Raw genomic sequence first — 16,674 nt, forward strand, 5'->3', positions numbered from 1 at the left:
ATACCCAAAGACCGATACTTATGCACAAGTTATCCACAATTAAGGCCGTAATCCACACTGTTTTAGGTGTAATGATGTCGTTAAATGCTTTTGCCCAAAAGATTCCCGTCAATTATGACGAATCAAAAATGCCCTCTTTTACGTTGCCCGACCCATTGGTGCTCCCCAACGGCAAGCCCATCAAATCAAAAGACGTGTGGGAGAAAGCGGGCCGACCAGCGGTGTTGAAATTATTCGCAGAAAACGTGTACGGAGTCAACCCATTTTCGGGGGCGGTTAAAATTGTTTCTGAGGTGAAAACCGTCAACGAAAATGCGTTGAATGGCAAAGCCATTTCTAAGCAAATTACTCTTCGGTTTCCCGAAATTTCTCCCACGCTGACGCTCGACATTTTGCTGTATTTACCCAAAAATGTAAAGCAAGCCCCCGTTTTTGTCAGCCTCAATTTTACGGGAAATCACACCGCCACGCACGAAAAAGACGTATTTGTAACCGAAAAATGGGTAAACTCTGGTTTTGATAAAACCTTTGTAAACAATCGAGCAACGGATGCCTCTCGCGGAATTGCCGAACGGAGATGGCCAATGGAAGCCATCATAGCACGCGGCTACGCGGTTGCCACTGCCTACTACGGTGACCTCGAAGCCGACCACAACGAAGGTTGGAAAACGGGCCTTCGCTCCGTATTGACGCCCGAGCAGCGCGAAAAATGGAGTGCCATTGGGGTTTGGGCGTGGAGCATGAGCCGCATGGTGGATTATTTAATCAAAAATGAATCCTTGATTGACGGTCAAAAAGTGATTGCTTTGGGCCACTCGCGCATCGGAAAAGCTACGCTGTGGGCAGCCGCAGAAGACCCGCGTTTTGCGATGGTTATCTCCAACGATTCTGGTGAAGGCGGAGCGGCCTTGTCGCGGCGGTGGATTGGCGAAACGGTAGAGCACCTCAACACGCAATTTCCGCATTGGTTTTGTGCCAACTACAAAAAATACAATAAAGCAGTGGCGGAATTACCTGTTGATTCACACGCATTATTGGGCTTGATGGCCCCGCGTCCGCTGTACGTAGCCAGTGCCACTGAAGATATTTGGGCCGACCCCAAAGGTGAGTTTTTGGGAGCAGTAGAAGCGGAAAAGGTCTATCAATTGTACAAAAAAACGGGTTTGGGAACCAATACAATGCCCATGCCAAACAGTCCAGTTGGAAAAACCATCGGGTATCACATTCGCGAGGGGAAACATGATATTCTGCTGTATGATTGGCAACAATACATGAACTTTGCCGATAAGCACTTTGAAATCAAATAAACCCACTATTTTTGCAGCGGCAAAATGTCATGTACCGCTGGTGTTGACGATTTTGCCGTGGGTCTTAACGCTAATCATTTCAAAAGTGAACGATTCTTCTAAAAGTCCCCTTCAGGCGTGGATACTGTTGGTATTAGTAGCCCTTACTTGGGGAACATCGTTCTTTTTAATCAAAAAAAGCCTGATTACATTTAGCGTGACGGAAGTAGCAGCGGGGCGATTGTTTTTGGCTTCGCTGTTTTTTATTCCTATCATGGTTGCCTCCCGCCGTCAAATTCCCGTTGACCGTTATCCTTATTTATTAATATCTTCTTTGACGGGGTTTGTCATTCCGGCGTTTTTGTTTGCCTTAGCGGGCACCAAACTAAACAGCTCTTTGTCGGGAATGCTCAATTCTCTGAGTCCATTGTTTACGCTGGTGATTGGCGTGCTATTTTTTGCACAACCGCGTCGTCCTGTGCAGATTATAGGAATTTTGCTGGGGTTGTTGGGCTCTTCTTTTTTGATTTTTTCCAAAGGGGCGGGGGCTTTAAATATCGCTAATCCCTACGCGTTTTTGATTTTGCTTGCCACGGTGTTGTATGGCATTAATATCAATACCATTTCACGTCATTTGAGTCATTTGCCGTCGTTGGCCATGACCTCTTGGACGTTTGCTTTTACGGGTCCTATTTCATTTGTTATCTTGTTTTTTACAGATTTCTTTCCCAAAATCACCCTCGCTGAAAACTTCCAACCGAGCCTTATTTTATTGGCGTTGGGGCTGGTAGGCTCGGGCTTGGCGTCTGTGTTGTTTAACCGGATAGTGCAATTGGCTTCTGGCCTGTTTGCGGCATCGGTTACGTATTTAATTCCGATTGTGGCCATCAGCTGGGGGATTTTTGACGGTGAGCGGATTAGTTTTCAGCAATATCTCGGAATGGGCATTATCCTGACGGGCATTTATCTAGTCAATCGTCGAGAGCGGCTTAGTATTGCCAAAAGTTGAACCGAAATACCTTTCTCCTTAACCAATAATTCTATGTTAAAAGTAACCATCAACGAACAACAAACCTTTGACATTGATTCTAATAAAGGGCAAACAACCCTAAACGGTCAGCCTTTTCAGTGGGATTTGGTGGCGTTGGACAACGGGCGTTTTCATATTTTGCAAAACGGTCGTTCGTACAATGCCGAAGTTATTGAAGCTGATTATGCCGAAAAAAGTTTTAAGGTCAAAATCAACCAAAGCACTTACACCGTAGCCGCCAAAGACCGATTTGATTTATTGTTGGAGCAAATGGGTATGACTGGCGCCGCCAAAAATAAAGTCAATAACCTCAAAGCACCCATGCCGGGGTTGATTTGGGACATCAAAGTGCAGGTCGGCGATGTGGTCAAAGCGGGCGATGTGGTCCTTGTATTGGTGGCCATGAAAATGGAAAATGCCCTTAAATCACCAGGAGAGGGAGTCGTAAAAAGTATTAAAATAAACAAAGGAGATACGGTGGATAAAAACCAAATCTTGATTGAATTTGAATAAATAATGAGGTCATTGACCAACGTTATGAACTTAAGTTGTACAATACAAACTAACTAATATATCAACCATGTCTCAACCTAAATATAAACGTATTCTTCTCAAACTCAGCGGTGAAGCACTCAGCGGTGCTGACAAAAAGCAGGTGATTGATTTTGACATTCTCCAGCAGTTTGCCAAAGAAGTAAAAACAATCGTTGACGCTGGCGTACAAGTGGCAGTGGTCATTGGAGGAGGTAATATATTTCGTGGAGCCTCGGTTGAAAAATCAGGCATTGACCGGGTACAGGGCGACCACATGGGAATGCTCGCTACGGTTATCAATAGCATGGCGATTCAGAGTTCACTGGAAAAATTTGGCATGGTAACTCGCTTGCTATCAGCCATTAAAATGGAGCAGGTAGCCGAGCCGATGATTCGCCGCCGGGCGGTACGCCACTTAGAAAAAGGCCGTATCGTGATTTTTGGCGCGGGCACGGGTAATCCCTATTTTACCACCGACTCAGCGGGTGCGCTGCGGGCCATTGAAATCAACGCAGATGCCGTTTTGAAAGGAACGCGCGTGGACGGAATCTACACTGCCGACCCCGAAAAAGACCCCAACGCAACGCGTTATGAGAAAATTTCGTACGATGAAGCATTGAGCAAAAACCTTAAAATCATGGATTTGACGGCCTTTGCGTTGTGCAAAGAAAACAATTTGCCAATCATCGTTTTTGATATGAACAAACCAGGCAACCTACTGCGCCTCATCAATGGCGAATCGGTGGGAACATTGGTAACGAACGAATAAGAAGCTTTAATTTTACCAAACTAATCAGGGATAGCCCCTATATCTCACAGTTAACGAATAAAAATTAAAACAGTAGCAATGGAAGAAGTCGAATTTTATCTCGAAGACGCCAAAGATACGATGGACCGGGCAATCAAGCACTTGACCATCGAGTTAGCAAAAATCCGCGCGGGAAAAGCCTCGCCGTCGATGTTGGACGGAATTCAGGTGGAATATTACGGAGTAATGTCGCCGCTCAACAACGTGGCTTCCATCACAACCCCTGATGCGCGCACGATTACCATCAAGCCGTTTGAGAAAAAACTGATTGGGGAGGTGGAAAAAGCCATCCGTAACAGCAACATTGGACTAGCTCCCAACAACGACGGTGAAAACATTCGCCTCAGTATTCCGATGCTGACCGAAGAGCGTCGCCGCGATTTGGTAAAACGCGTAAAACAAGAAATCGAAACCGCAAAGGTCAACATTCGGAACATCCGTCAAAGCACCAACGGCGATATTCGTAAACTGACCAAAGAAGGCGTTTCGGAAGATGAAGTGAAAATCGGAGAAGAGCGTGTTCAGAAATTAACCGACGGTTTTATTTCAAAAGTAGATCAAATCTTTGCCGCAAAAGAGCAGGATATTATGTCGGTATAAGCCTTGAATTTGAGTATTAAGTAATTGGTATTGAGTATTAAGTGAATGCCTAGGCCTCAATATCAATTACTTGATACGCTATACTTAGATTCCCAAACTAGTCCAATTCGCGGTAGGCCAACATGCCGCCAATGACGTTGCGAACGTTGGTGAAACCTTGGCTTTGCATAAACCGTTGGGCGGTTTCGCTGCGTTTGCCTGAGCGGCAGTGTACCAAGATTTCTTCGTCTTTGAGGTCTTCAATTTCGTGGATGCGGTGAGGGAGCTCGCCCAGCGGAATAAGTTGCCCTCCGATGTTGTCATCTTCGTATTCGTAATCTTCACGTACGTCGATGAGGTTGATTTTCTCGCCGCTTTCAATGCGTTTTTTTAATTCTTCTACGGTAATATCCATTGTGGTAGCTTGATTTTAAGTAAAATAGATAAAGAGGAACGAAATTGAGAGGCCAAATATGGCAAAAATGTTACTCAATACGTACGCTGTGTTAGCGTTGTAACAAAATTTTCTTCACAACGGTTTTCTCGTCGTTGGATAATCTCACCAAATAAAGTCCATTGGGCAGTTCCGATAAATCCATGGTTTTGTTGGTCGTTTGTACGATTTGCTGCTTAACCAAAGCACCCGTAAGATGATAGATTTCAATGCGCTGAATTTCATCAGATTTCCATTGAATCAGTCCGTTGGAGGGATTGGGGTACACCTCCCATTCGGTTGCTTTATCGGGCTCTATGGAGGTGATTGGAGGTAGGGCCTTCCCGCCCATGACGGGCCGAACCTGTAAACTGCCTTGAAAATATGCCAAATTTGGGTCATTTTTGAACGAAGGATAAGGTGCCCATTCCTGCCCTAAATTGACAAAAACTTGGTCTTCATGTTGCGTATTTCGGTCCAGACCTACGGCGATGCCGTCTGTACCGATTTGAAGCCAGCCCACATAAAACGTGTCGCGGACCGCCACACCATAATCAAACGGAAACTCAATGAAGCCGTTGCGCGCCTTGGCGTACTCTACCCGAAAGGCTTTTTGCTGAAGCACTGTTCCGGGGCGTCCGTCTTTGTTGCTCCATACCTGAACGGTAATGGTTTGCCCCGTCAAATCCTTCAAGATTGGGACGATGTTCATTCTTACGGCCGATACCACATCGGGTTTGTTTAGAAAATATCGAACGGCTGTTCGGCCCAGCGTTCGATTCATGTACACGGCAAATTCGGCGGTGCCATCGTCGTAGGCGTAATAATCATCGAGGACGGTTTTGCCCGAAATACTGTCATTACGACGCAAATCAATGCCCGGAATGGAAGGATTTCGGTCGTCGGTGGTTAGAATTTGGAAGCGATTGACGAGTGAAAGGCGTTGGGTAATGTTGGTATCAACGCTGATAGCTTGAGGCTTAACACTTTTATTTTGGGCACTGAACTGGTCAATAAATACAGAATTGTCTCGGAGAATTGTTTGAAACGCTCGCCCACTCAGTTCGTCTTTTAAGGTGTACGAAAAGGCTGTCGAGTTAAAGATATTGTGAAGATTGTTGATGCGGGTAAACACCGAATCGGCAGTTTCGGCCCCCGCATTAGCCAAATACTGCTTGAGCGGCATGGCCGAATATCGTTTCAGAAAAGAACTGACGGGCAGGCTGACGGACACATCCTGAATGTATCTGTTTAAGCGCCGGCCTTTGTCGAGGTATACATAATCAACGTGCCACGAATCAAACGGTCCCGATTGACGCGCAAATGCCTGAAAGCGGAATTGAAAATTTGCGTGAAAATAAGCGTTGTTTCGAATAGCAAGCTGCACGTAGTTAAAGTTAGGATTGGGTACTCCGCCAGCTTGTTTCCAGATGGTTTGCCAAACGCCCTTATCGTTTAAAAGCTGAACCCTTAAAGAATCATCGGCATCGGGAAATTCGCCCAAACCGCGTAACTCCCAATAGAAACTGAGATAAATAGAATCAGCAGCGGTAAGGCCCGCCAGATTGATGGGTTGTGAAGTGAGGGTGTCGCTGTTGCCCTGCGCGTTTTGGTTGGCCAAATTATACGGCTGCCCAGCGGTGTTCGCCCCGTCAAACGTGACTACGTTGACCGTGGGGTGGTTGAGTGTATTGGTGTTATTGACATAGGTTCCGCCGCCCGCAACCCATAAGGCAGGGGAGGGAGCGCTACCGTTGGTCAATGAAAAATCATCAAAAAAAGGCAATGAAACCGCCTGAGTACGGGCGTTTTTGGCAGTGGAAGTAGCCTGTGTTGGAGCAATCGGAAACCCAATGAGTTGGGCATGAGCGGTACAGCTCAAAAGCGTAAGGAGCAAAATACAACGCAGCCTTTTTGCACAAAAGGCTGCGTTAGGCGTATTCGTTAAGAAATATCCGATAACGGAAGTCCTGTTTTTAATAAGGGTTAATTTTTTATTTCTTGCTCCGCTAAAATTATTCATTCTGTTGTTCAGGTTGCGTATCAGGCTGTCCGCCAACTACCCATAAGTCAATCACCTCGCCTACGTGGATTTTATTTCCTGCCCCTGCTTCTGGATTTTGTCGAATGACCGTTCCTGGTGCTTTAGTAGGGTCTTCTACGGGCATGACAAGTCCACGTTTGAGGCTGGAGGCTTTCAGGACAAAGTCAGCTTCTTCGAGTGTTTTACCTACAACGTCTGGAACATCAAATTCAGTATTTCCGATGCCATCTCCAACTTCCAAAACAATGATAGAACCCTGCGGAATGAGCGTGCCCGGTGTGATGGGTTTTCCATTGAACAATTGGGCCATCACCGAGTTTTGGGCAGGGTCAGGAACATATTTTATTTCGCCTAGGCGCAATCCCAATCGTCCTAATTCTGCTTTGGCGCTGTTTAAGGTACGGTCTTCCAATTGAGGCATTTTTACGTTTGGTGCGTTTAAGGCCGTGATATAGACGTATATTTTTCGGTCTTCCTTGACGCGTAAACCCGACTTGGGATTTTGGCGAATCACCGTCAAAGGTTTTTGACCCACAACAAACGTACAATCTACCACTTCGTAGCGGAGATTACGCTCATCTAGGTAATCTTCCAATTGCTGCGTACTCATGCCCGTTAGGTCTGGTACCGTAATACTTTGTCCGTGATTGGTTGTAAAAGGTAAATACAAAAAGAAGAACCCCAAAAATAGTGCCACAACAAGCGCTACGACAAGACTGATATGAACAAAAAGATCGGTACGCGAATTTGTGCTGATTTTCATACAAAAATTATGGATTGAATGGGCCGAATGAACGGCAAATTTTTGAAGGAACTCATCCTTCCAATCACCTCTTGATAGTCATGCTATGAGTTTACTGCAAAGAAAATCTAAATTTCTGAATTGGCGGTAAAATACGTCCGAATTTGTATGGGCATAGCCTTCTGCTATCTTTTGAACAACAGAATGTTAGTTAAGTAAAGCCTCAGACTCGCCGCCAATCAAACCGGCTGATTGCCATTCATGTAAAATGTTGGTTAAATATGAATTGGATGTAGAATTTTTGTTGTCAATCCCCTCAAACCTGATTAAAATAAACCGTCAACGGCCATGAAATTTTTCCGTCAAACGTTTGAAAGTCTGCGTTTTGCTTGGCAAGCACTGCGCTCCAACCTTTTGCGTACCACCTTATCGTTGCTGGGGGTAACGGTCGGAATTTTTGCCATCATCGGCGTTTTTACCATCGTTGATTCACTGGAGCGGAGTATTCGCCAAAGCTTGGCAACCATCGGTACCGACGTAGTGTATGTGCAGAAATGGCCGTGGAATTTTGGGGGGGAATTTCAGTGGTGGAAATATTTTCAGTGGCCAGAAACTTCTTACAGTGATTACAAATTTTTGGCCGAACGAATGGAAGGAGCCGAGGCAGTAGTAGCGATGGGGTTTAAGGGCGGATTGACGGCCAAAAACGGCAATAACAGCATGGATGCGTTGATTCAGGGGATGACGTATGACTTCAATAAAGTCTCTGACGTAGAAATTGAAAAGGGGCGGTATTTTACACCGCAAGAAATAGACGCTGGACGGAGTGTTGCCATTATAGGGGCCGAAATTGCCGAAACACTATTCCCCAATGACCCCGAACCCATCGGCAAAAGCTTTAAAATCAAAGGGTTGAACTATTCCGTTATCGGTGTTCAAAAGAAAAAAGGAAAGGGGCTGTTTGATATTGCGGGAAATCCAGATACCAAAGTTTTGTTGCCGTTTTTAACGTTTGCAAAATCATTCCAAAACCGCATCAATAGCTCTGTATCCATTGTGGTTAAAGGAAAACCCGAAGATGATGGATTGGTAGAACTTGAGGCCGAAATTGTAGGATTGCTACGTACCAAGCGCGGCTTGAAACCTTCCCAGACCACAAACTTCTCCATCAATCGCCCAGAGGCCGCCACAAAGGCAGTTTCAAGTTTGTTTGGGGTCATTACGCTGGTAGGCTGGGTAATTGGCAGCTTTTCTATTTTAGTGGGAGGGTTCGGGATTGCCAACATTATGTTTGTGTCAGTCAAAGAGCGCACCAACCTCATCGGAATTCAGAAATCGTTAGGCGCCAAAAATTACTTCATTTTATTTCAATTTCTGTTTGAAGCCATTTTCCTGAGCCTCATCGGCGGAATGGTCGGCATTGGATTGGTTTACTTAATGTCTTTTATTCAATTGGGCACGTTGGAGATTGTTCTTTCGCCCAAAAACATCATTCTTGGACTGAGCGTGTCGAGCATCATTGGTGTTTTGGCGGGCATCGTGCCTGCCTTCGGAGCCGCCCGTATGGACCCCGTGGAGGCGATTCGGGCTAAGTAAAGGGTTTTTTATTCCGCTGTTTTTTTGGGAAGTTTGCAGAACTCATCTGGCTTTAACTTCCCATGAATTACTTTTTTCTATTGTTGGCTTTTTTGATTGGCGTAACCAATACGTTTCAATCTGGGGTTAATTCACAACTGCGTCTTGCTACCCAAAACCCTATTTTATCTTCTATTCTTTCGTTTGTCACGGGTTTATGTGTCTTGCTGGTGTGCTACTTGCTTTTCAACAAAGATGCTATCCCGAGCTTTGAAACCTTCAGAAGTATCAGCTGGTGGAAATGGCTTGGAGGGGTGTTTGGGGCTTTCTACGTTCTGACCGTTATTCTGATTGTGAAAGAAATCGGACCCGCCAACCTGCTGTGTCTTATCATCGCTGGACAGCTAGTGGCTGGAGTGTTGATTGACCATTTTGGATGGGTGGGTTTTGCCGTTCATCCCATGAATATTTGGCGAATATTTGGCATTGGGCTGATTATCGTGGGGGGCGTTTTGGTACTTAAAAACTAACGACCAACCGTACAGTGCAGAAGAATTATTAGGAGTGACCCTGAAGATGTTTACGAAATAAATTGATATTAAAACCTCTATCCAAATGAAAATCAGGTCTTTGGTCTTTTTAATGCTTTTTCCTTTTTTAGCTATTGCTCAAAAAGAGGCTTATCTGTTTTCGTATTTTGTTAAAAATGGAGAAGATGGACTTCACTTTGCTTACAGTACCGATGGCCTCACATGGCAGGCCTTAAAAGGGGGGACGTCTTTTTTGCAGCCCGTAATCGGGAAAGATAAACTCATGCGCGACCCGTGTATTTATCAAGACAAAAGCGGCACTTTTCACATGGTTTGGACGAGCGGCTGGTGGGACAAAATCGTGGGTTATGCGTCGTCTAAAGACTTGGTGAACTGGTCAGAACAGAAGGCCATTTCGGTTATGGAACACGAATCCACCGCCAAAAATAGTTGGGCTCCCGAGATTGCGTATGATAAAAAAACGAAGTTATTTCTGATTTTTTGGGCCACTACTATTCCAGGACGGCATACCGACGTGGCAGATTCTGAGAAAGAAAAAGGATTAAACCACCGAATGTATTACGTCACCACGCCCGACTTCAAGACTTTCAGCGAAACAAAAATGTATTTTAACCCTGAGTTTAGTGTGATTGATGCCACGATTTTTGAAAAAGGGAAGGAGTACTACATGTTTTTGAAAAACGAAAACCCGAAGCCTGCCGAGAAAAATATTCGTATCACAAAGGCCAACAGTGCGCTAGGGCCTTTTCCTACGCAGGTTTCGGCGCCCATTACGGGAGATTACTGGGCCGAAGGCCCAACGGCCATCGAAGTGGGAGAATATGTATACGTGTATTTCGACAAATACACCCAGCACAAATACGGGGCGGTGCGCTCAAAAGACATGAAAACGTGGGAAGATGTATCTGACCAAGTGAAATTCCCCGAAGGAATACGCCACGGAACGGCATTTAAGGTCTCGCCTTCTTTATTGGAATCGTTGAAAAAACTGTAAAAAAGTGTCGGTTGTGAGCAACCGACACCACGAAGCAGTGAGGTCGGTTGCTCACAACCGACCGCATCCCCAATTTATTGAATTACTTCAAAACCACAGTACGGAACCAATGCCTTCGGAATGCGAATGCCTTCGGGCGTTTGGTTGTTTTCGAGCAGAGCCGCCAAAATACGGGGCAATGCCAACGCCGAGCCGTTGAGGGTATGAAGCAATTGTGTTTTGCCTTCGGTCTTATAACGAAGTTTCAGGCGATTGGCCTGATAGGTTTCAAAATTAGAAACTGAGCTACATTCCAGCCAGCGCGCCTGCGCCGCAGACCAAACTTCAAAGTCAAACGTAAGCGCCGACGTAAAGCCCATATCGCCGCCGCAGAGACGGATGATGCGGAAGGGTAATTCCAGTTTTTGGAGCAAACCTTTTACGTGTTCGGCCATTTCGTCGAGCGCCTGATACGATTCTTCGGCTTTGCGAACCTGCACAATTTCCACTTTGTCAAACTGGTGCAAACGGTTCAGACCGCGCACGTGCGCGCCCCAGCTACCTGCTTCACGACGAAAACAAGGTGTGTAGCCTACGTTTTTGATTGGCAGGTCATTTTCTGCCACGATGACGTCGCGGTACAGGTTGGTTATCGGCACTTCGGCGGTCGGAATCAAGTACAAATCGTCGACGGTAGCGTGGTACATTTGGCCTTCTTTATCGGGCAATTGACCCGTACCAAAGCCTGATTCAGCGTTGATAAGAATCGGCGGTTGAATTTCCAAATATCCTGCTTCTACCGCTTGGTCTAGAAAAAACTGAATCATGGCGCGCTGCAACCGAGCGCCTTTGCCTTTATAGACGGGAAAACCTGCGCCCGTGATTTTGGTGCCGAGTTTGAAATCAATGATGTCGTATTGCTCAATCAAATCCCAGTGTGGCTTAGCGCCTTCTGTTAGGCTTGGTTTTTCGCCCCAGGTGTACACTTCTACGTTTTCTTCGGGGGTGCGGCCCGGCGGCACGCTTTCGTGGGGAAGGTTGGGCAACAGAACCAACGTAGCCTGCAACTGCTCCTCTACTTCTCTAAGGCTCTCTTCTAGGGCTTTGGCGCGTATTTTTAGCGTGGCGGTTTGGGCCTTGGCAGCTTCGGCAGTCTCCTTTTTCCCTTCCTTCATCAACTGCCCGATTTGCTTGGCTAGCGTGTTGGATTGTGATAAAGTGGCATCTAGTTCGCTTTGTGTATCGCGGCGCTGTTTGTCCAATCCCAAAAGCTTATCAACGGCTTGAGCGGCTCCTTTAAAATATTTGCGTTCTAAACCAGCGATTGTGAGTTCGCGGTTTTCGCGGATAAAATTCAGTTGTAGCATTGTAAATCATTAATTTGTAAGAGCTAAATCGAAATGTCGAAGCAGCTATTGTTGTTTATTTCTCTTTTTTCTATTTTAACGGGGCAGTCAGCATTCATACAACTAACAGTGGCTATCGTCAGGGCTAAAGCCCTTGCTTGGTACGTTTGTTCTTTTTGCCTTTGCCTGAAGGCGCGGGGTTAAGGGAGTCGTGCAAACTCTTCCTCGCTTACTCCTCTAATTCCAGCCTTTAGGCTGGGGGAGTTGGCATTCATGCGACTAATAGTGGCTATCGTCAGGGCTAAAGCCCTTGTGTTATTTCTTGCCTCCGCTTTCCCCGGCCTAAAGGCACGGGGTTAAGGGATTTGGACAATCTCTTCCTTTCTCCTCTAAATCTGGCCTTTAGGCGCGGTGTTAAGGGGTTTTGGTAATCTCTTCCTTGCTCCTCTAACTCCGGCCTTTAGGCCGGGGAAAGCGGCATTCGTATGACTAGCAAGGGCTTTAGCCCTGACTTACATAGAATCCATATTTGCTTATAAACTCCTGACACTCTTCCGCAAAAGTTTTCTTTCGATGATGTTCCTCTTGGTTGCGAATATACGTCCTCACTTTTTCGATTTGTGATTCGCTCACCGATACCGCATAGTATTCATCGGCCCAATAAAGTTTTTCCCGAAACAATTGCTCCTGATTAGCCCAGTGTGCGGCTTCTCCTTTGATGAGCTGCATGGTCTTTGCCATTGTTGCATCGGCATTGAGCGTCAACAAACAGTGAATATGGTCTTCTACGCCATTGATAAAATCTATGTAGATGTCTTTGGCGCGGGCATTTTCTCTAATGTGGGCAAATAGTTTTTCACGTTTGCCTTTTTCAAGAATGCCGTTACGATTTTTGGTACTCCAAACGGCATGAATCCATATTTTAACGAAAGCCATAGTGCGTTGTTTTGTCAGGGCTAAAGCCCTTGTATTATTTCTTGCCTCCACCAACTCCCGCCTTTAGGTCGGAGCAGTTGGCATTCATACAACTGTTAAGGCTTTAGCCCTGACACATTCGCGGCTATCGTCAGGGCTAAAGCCCTTGCCTGACTCTATTGCTTCTTTCTGCCCCGGCCTGAAGGCGCGGGGTTAGGGAAGGTCAGTGGTTTACACTTGCGTGCCAAAGTTAGAAGTTGTCTTTCTCCTCTAACTCCAGTCTTTAGACCGGGGATAGCGCTTATCATATAGGGATTTAGCCCTGATGTAGTTGCTGCCAGTCTCTACTGCGCCGTGAAGATATTCTTCATGGCATCTTCGTAGTAGAACAGGCGCTCGTTGAGCACGTTCAGCGCTTCGGCTTTGTCTTTAGACCATACCAAAATCGACAGATTATGCTCTGATGCTCCGTATGAAATCATCCGAATTGGAATGTGTTTCATGGCCTCAAATACTTTCAGAGCGATTCCTTCTTTGTCGGCTTTGAAATCCCCTACGATGCAGATGATGGACAAATCGCGATCGTGCTCTTCCAAATCGGCGATTTCGCTCAACTCTGCCGTGATTTCGGCTAAATTCGTGTCATTGTCGATGGTGACCGAAACCGATACTTCGGAGGTCGTAATCATATCGACGGGGGTTTTGTATTTTTCAAAAATCTCAAATACCCGACGCAGAAACCCGTAGGCATTCAGCATACGTGTCGAGTGAATATAAATGGCCGTGAGGCCGTCTTTGGCGGCAATGGCTTTGATTTCGCGGTCGGTAGTGGTCGTTGCAATCAACGTGCCGAAGGCTTGCGGCTCCATCGTGTTTTTCAAACGTACGGGTACACCACGCATTTTGGCAGGCGTGATGGTACTTGGGTGGAGGATTTTGGCTCCGAAATATGCCAGTTCAGCGGCTTCTTCAAACGTTAACTCACGGATGGGGAACGTACGTTTTACGATGCGTGGATCGTTGTTGTGCATTCCGTCGATGTCGGTCCAGATTTGAATTTCTTCGGCCCGAATCGCCCCGCCAATCAACGACGCGGTATAGTCAGAACCGCCGCGTTTGAGATTATCCACTTCGCCACGAGGATTACGGCAAATGAATCCCTGCGTGATAATGAGTTGTTTGTCGGTCTGGTGGTCGAGCATGTCGCCCAAAAGTGCCTCAATGGTTTCCAGTTCAGGCTCGCCGTCGGTGTCGATGCGCATGAAATCAAGCGCTGGCAGCAGTACAGAGCTTTCGCTCTGCTCTTCCAGATAGCCCTGAAACAGTTGCGTGCTCATGATTTCGCCCTGCGCCACCAATTCTTTGTCTTGTTTGAGGGTAAAAGGACGGCTTTTCAACACCGAACGAATAAAATTGAATTCATTGTCGACGATGGTCTGTCCTTTTTTCAGACTTTCTTCGGTGCTGTATAATTCTTTGATAAACGCATCGTAGTGCGCCTTCAAGGCATCTATTTTTTCCTGTACTTCGGCGTCATTGTTCGCTTTTGCCGATTCTCCCATCGAAATCAACGCATTGGTCGTACCAGATAGGGCCGACAATACCACAATTTTGCGACCGCTGTCGGCCGTAATAAGTGTTCTGATTGAGTGCATCCGTTCGGGTTTTCCTACCGACGTTCCGCCAAATTTCCAAACTTGCATTGTTGTATATTAAATTAATGTACTGGTGAATTTTTGTTTTGAGTCAGGAATCTCATCAATTACTTAATAATCCCTTTTTCTTTGAGATGCTTTTCAAATTTGATGTCATCGAAAACTTCATCGTAACGACTGTTTACTTTTTTGATTTTTTTGTCATCAATAATATTTTGTAAAAATTCCGCAAAGTCTCGGTTTTCGCTGGCCAATCTATCCATAGAATCTATATCTAATTCCTTTTTGATAGCGGCAGGCACTATAATTTGGCTACTTTCAATGTTTTCACCGTCGAGCTTTATAAGACCTATCCCAAACGAATTAGCAAGTCTTCTACTTTCTTCAATTACCTCCTCATCTAACTTTAATGTTACTAAGTAACCTTCATTGGCCCAGCTTGAATTAGAAACTGCCTGAAAATAAGCTTCTCTGAGGTTTCCAATATCTAAACGAATTTTCATTTCAAACGAAAACAGTTTGGTAGAAGTAATTGCAAAATCATTTTGAAAGTCGATAACTACTCTTTCGTACTGCCTGATTTTGTCATTGAAAGAGAAATAAGCTCCTACTAAATCTGGATGAATCCATTTGTTGTATCCTTTTTTACTCCTAAGTGAATTCTCATGAAAGATTGTTTTCAGTTTTGCACCCCTAAAGTGATGAAAAGTGTCAGCAAATTTTACGAGTAAAGGATGCAAATCACGCTCATGAAATTTCTCAGCTTTTACAATTGTTTGTTCTACTATAACCTGTTCCGAGTGATTTTTTTGATTTTCGGCAGATGGTTTAGGAATGGGGATACCTTTTATCCAAAACTTTGTTGGCCTTTTACCAATAGCTTCAAAAATGCTCTTTTGATTATCACGTATATCAACATACAAGCGTGCTCCCAGCGTTGCCCAAGGTGTTTTTCCTTTTGTATTTAAACTTTTATCGAAACCGAATTCAACGGCTTTTTCCCAAACTTCATTGGTAGTTAAAGCTTGATTTGCTTTGATAATTGTCTGTTCGGCTAATTCCAGAAAATTCACTTGTGTTGATTTAAATCGTTTATTTTAAAATCGAATTTTCTTTCCCTCTTCTCACCATGCCCCAAATCGCAATTCCGACCCATACTATATTGACTACGGCAGAAGGAATGGCATCGTGAAATAGGGTATTGACAATCAGACAAATACTGCCAGCTAAATTGGCCCATAAATAAAAATGGGAGTTGGGATGCAAACGGCCGCTGATGTTGAGCGCGTACGCGGCTACGACCAATACTGAACCAATCCAGCCAAGAACGTCTATGATAATGCGTTGGGACATCTTTTGAAATTTTTCGCAAAATTACGGGATAAATCGGTAGAAACCTGTGGGTTTTACCAATACTTGAAAATTGTGGTAATAATCTTGTAACCAGCCAGAATAACGCCTTTCAGGGTGCCCGAAATCTTCGAAAAACCAATACGCTTTCGGTACTTTACGGGTACTTCGGTGGTTTTCATGCCGTGCTTGGCGGCTTTGAGTTGCATCTCGACGGTCCAGCCGTAGGTGGTATCTTGCATATCCAACGCCAAAAGTTTATCCCATTTGATGGCTCTAAACGGCCCCAAATCCGTATAGCTGACGCCATAAAGCAGGCGCATCAAAAACGTAGCGAGCCAATTGCCAAATACCTGCTGGGGCGTCATGGAGCCGCTCTCGCGCTTTCCCAAGGCCCGTGAGCCAATCACCATGTCGTAGTTTTCTTCGAGAATGGGTTTCACCAAATCGGGGAGTTGTTCGGGATAATCAGAGTGGTCGCCATCTACAAAAACAATGATGTCGGGTGGTAGTTTGAGCGACTGCACGTACGCCATGCCGCGCAAACACGCTCTGCCATAGGCGGGCAAAGGTTCAGGCACTACGGTAGCGCCCGCTTCGGCCGCGCGGGCCGCCGTTTGGTCGGTGGAGCGATTGTCGACCACGACGATTTCCCGCACCCATTCTTTCGGAATTTCGGCAATGACTTTTCCAATGGCTTCCTGTTCGTTGTAGGCAGGAATGATGACGATAATGTTCAAAAGAATTAGGGTTTAGCATTTAAGAGCAGTAGTTGCAAAGATAGGGAAACTTTACGGAGAGGTGTTTCGTTTAAGTGTTTAGACTTGGAAGCGGAATGTTGATTCTCAATGTC

At 45.5% G+C, this 16,674-nt stretch carries 17 protein-coding genes; 8 read left to right on the plus strand and 9 right to left on the minus strand.

The genetic code is table 11. The annotated features are described in order from the left end of the window. Positions 1-20 precede the first annotated feature (20 nt). The 5 genes from DVG78_RS03730 (at position 21) to frr (ending at position 4,258) form a co-directional block, all read left to right on the plus strand. Positions 21-1,307 (plus strand): glucuronyl esterase domain-containing protein, encoded by a 1,287-nt coding sequence (locus DVG78_RS03730; RefSeq protein WP_114460027.1) that lies wholly within the window; start codon positions 21-23, stop codon positions 1,305-1,307. Next, positions 1,294-2,295: a DMT family transporter gene (locus DVG78_RS03735; RefSeq protein WP_310589111.1), complete on the plus strand. Its 1,002-nt coding sequence runs from the start codon at positions 1,294-1,296 to the stop codon at positions 2,293-2,295. Before DVG78_RS03730 ends, DVG78_RS03735 begins: the two co-directional genes overlap by 14 nt. 33 nt (positions 2,296-2,328) lie before the next feature. Further along, on the plus strand, positions 2,329-2,829 hold the full coding sequence (locus DVG78_RS03740; RefSeq protein ID WP_114459732.1) for an acyl-CoA carboxylase biotin carboxyl carrier protein subunit: 501 nt from the start codon (positions 2,329-2,331) through the stop codon (positions 2,827-2,829). Positions 2,830-2,896: 67 nt separating this feature from the next. Beyond that, positions 2,897-3,619, plus strand: a complete 723-nt coding sequence (gene pyrH, locus DVG78_RS03745; RefSeq protein WP_114067639.1) for a UMP kinase — start codon at positions 2,897-2,899, stop codon at positions 3,617-3,619. A gap of 78 nt (positions 3,620-3,697) precedes the next feature. Beyond that, positions 3,698-4,258 (plus strand): ribosome recycling factor, encoded by a 561-nt coding sequence (frr, locus tag DVG78_RS03750; RefSeq protein ID WP_114459733.1) that lies wholly within the window; start codon positions 3,698-3,700, stop codon positions 4,256-4,258. A 97-nt stretch (positions 4,259-4,355) separates the two neighbouring features. Here the strand turns inward: frr and DVG78_RS03755 are convergent, their stop codons facing one another. From DVG78_RS03755 to DVG78_RS03765, 3 genes are all read right to left on the minus strand, one after another. Further along, positions 4,356-4,652, minus strand: coding sequence for a rhodanese-like domain-containing protein (locus DVG78_RS03755; protein ID WP_114067637.1), 297 nt, complete (start codon positions 4,650-4,652; stop codon positions 4,356-4,358). 91 nt (positions 4,653-4,743) lie between these two features. Continuing rightward, on the minus strand, positions 4,744-6,567 hold the full coding sequence (locus DVG78_RS03760; RefSeq protein WP_158549960.1) for a T9SS type A sorting domain-containing protein: 1,824 nt from the start codon (positions 6,565-6,567) through the stop codon (positions 4,744-4,746). 118 nt (positions 6,568-6,685) lie between these two features. Beyond that, positions 6,686-7,477 carry a PASTA domain-containing protein gene (locus tag DVG78_RS03765; RefSeq protein WP_114459735.1) on the minus strand — a complete coding sequence of 264 codons (792 nt, stop codon included), beginning with the start codon at positions 7,475-7,477 and terminating at the stop codon, positions 6,686-6,688. 327 nt (positions 7,478-7,804) lie between these two features. Here DVG78_RS03765 and DVG78_RS03770 point away from each other — a divergent pair, with 327 nt between their 5' ends. The 3 genes from DVG78_RS03770 (at position 7,805) to DVG78_RS03780 (ending at position 10,576) form a co-directional block, all read left to right on the plus strand. After that, positions 7,805-9,052, plus strand: a complete 1,248-nt coding sequence (locus tag DVG78_RS03770; protein ID WP_114459736.1) for an ABC transporter permease — start codon at positions 7,805-7,807, stop codon at positions 9,050-9,052. 62 nt (positions 9,053-9,114) lie between these two features. Further along, positions 9,115-9,561 carry a DMT family transporter gene (locus tag DVG78_RS03775; RefSeq protein ID WP_114459737.1) on the plus strand — a complete coding sequence of 149 codons (447 nt, stop codon included), beginning with the start codon at positions 9,115-9,117 and terminating at the stop codon, positions 9,559-9,561. Positions 9,562-9,646: 85 nt separating this feature from the next. Next, entirely contained in the window at positions 9,647-10,576 is a 930-nt protein-coding gene (locus tag DVG78_RS03780; protein WP_114459738.1) for a glycoside hydrolase family 43 protein, read from the plus strand. A gap of 74 nt (positions 10,577-10,650) precedes the next feature. Here DVG78_RS03780 and serS read toward each other — a convergent pair whose 3' ends face one another. The 6 genes from serS to DVG78_RS03810 all read right to left on the minus strand — a co-directional run bounded on the left by serS (position 10,651) and on the right by DVG78_RS03810 (position 16,561). Further along, a complete protein-coding gene (gene serS, locus DVG78_RS03785) occupies positions 10,651-11,922 on the minus strand; it encodes a serine--tRNA ligase (protein ID WP_114459739.1) in 1,272 nt (423 codons plus the stop codon). 480 nt (positions 11,923-12,402) lie between these two features. Continuing rightward, positions 12,403-12,837 (minus strand): IS200/IS605 family transposase, encoded by a 435-nt coding sequence (gene tnpA, locus DVG78_RS03790; protein WP_114459740.1) that lies wholly within the window; start codon positions 12,835-12,837, stop codon positions 12,403-12,405. A gap of 323 nt (positions 12,838-13,160) precedes the next feature. Then, positions 13,161-14,519, minus strand: coding sequence for an aspartate kinase (locus DVG78_RS03795; RefSeq protein ID WP_114459741.1), 1,359 nt, complete (start codon positions 14,517-14,519; stop codon positions 13,161-13,163). Between the two features lie 59 nt (positions 14,520-14,578). Beyond that, positions 14,579-15,544, minus strand: a complete 966-nt coding sequence (locus tag DVG78_RS03800; RefSeq protein WP_114459742.1) for an HTH domain-containing protein — start codon at positions 15,542-15,544, stop codon at positions 14,579-14,581. Positions 15,545-15,563: 19 nt separating this feature from the next. After that, the gene (locus tag DVG78_RS03805) at positions 15,564-15,824 is read right to left on the minus strand and encodes a CBU_0592 family membrane protein (RefSeq protein ID WP_114459743.1); all 261 of its coding nucleotides are present in this window, start codon (positions 15,822-15,824) and stop codon (positions 15,564-15,566) included. 53 nt (positions 15,825-15,877) lie between these two features. Next, a complete protein-coding gene (locus tag DVG78_RS03810) occupies positions 15,878-16,561 on the minus strand; it encodes a glycosyltransferase family 2 protein (RefSeq protein WP_114459744.1) in 684 nt (227 codons plus the stop codon). Positions 16,562-16,674: the final 113 nt, after the last annotated feature.

The sequence above is a fragment of the Runella aurantiaca genome (genome assembly GCF_003339505.1).
GTDB lineage: Bacteria > Bacteroidota > Bacteroidia > Cytophagales > Spirosomataceae > Runella > Runella aurantiaca.

Excerpts from the sequence above, each read along its gene's own strand:
- DVG78_RS03730 (WP_114460027.1), top strand. The coding sequence starts at position 21 with ATGCACAAGTTATCCACAATTAAGGCCGTAATCCACACTGTTTTAGGT.
- DVG78_RS03740 (WP_114459732.1), top strand. The coding sequence starts at position 2,329 with ATGTTAAAAGTAACCATCAACGAACAACAAACCTTTGACATTGATTCT.
- pyrH (WP_114067639.1), top strand. The coding sequence starts at position 2,897 with ATGTCTCAACCTAAATATAAACGTATTCTTCTCAAACTCAGCGGTGAA.
- frr (WP_114459733.1), top strand. The coding sequence starts at position 3,698 with ATGGAAGAAGTCGAATTTTATCTCGAAGACGCCAAAGATACGATGGAC.
- DVG78_RS03755 (WP_114067637.1), bottom strand. The coding sequence starts at position 4,652 with ATGGATATTACCGTAGAAGAATTAAAAAAACGCATTGAAAGCGGCGAG.
- DVG78_RS03765 (WP_114459735.1), bottom strand. The coding sequence starts at position 7,477 with ATGAAAATCAGCACAAATTCGCGTACCGATCTTTTTGTTCATATCAGT.
- DVG78_RS03770 (WP_114459736.1), top strand. The coding sequence starts at position 7,805 with ATGAAATTTTTCCGTCAAACGTTTGAAAGTCTGCGTTTTGCTTGGCAA.
- DVG78_RS03775 (WP_114459737.1), top strand. The coding sequence starts at position 9,115 with ATGAATTACTTTTTTCTATTGTTGGCTTTTTTGATTGGCGTAACCAAT.
- DVG78_RS03780 (WP_114459738.1), top strand. The coding sequence starts at position 9,647 with ATGAAAATCAGGTCTTTGGTCTTTTTAATGCTTTTTCCTTTTTTAGCT.
- serS (WP_114459739.1), bottom strand. The coding sequence starts at position 11,922 with ATGCTACAACTGAATTTTATCCGCGAAAACCGCGAACTCACAATCGCT.
- tnpA (WP_114459740.1), bottom strand. The coding sequence starts at position 12,837 with ATGGCTTTCGTTAAAATATGGATTCATGCCGTTTGGAGTACCAAAAAT.
- DVG78_RS03795 (WP_114459741.1), bottom strand. The coding sequence starts at position 14,519 with ATGCAAGTTTGGAAATTTGGCGGAACGTCGGTAGGAAAACCCGAACGG.
- DVG78_RS03805 (WP_114459743.1), bottom strand. The coding sequence starts at position 15,824 with ATGTCCCAACGCATTATCATAGACGTTCTTGGCTGGATTGGTTCAGTA.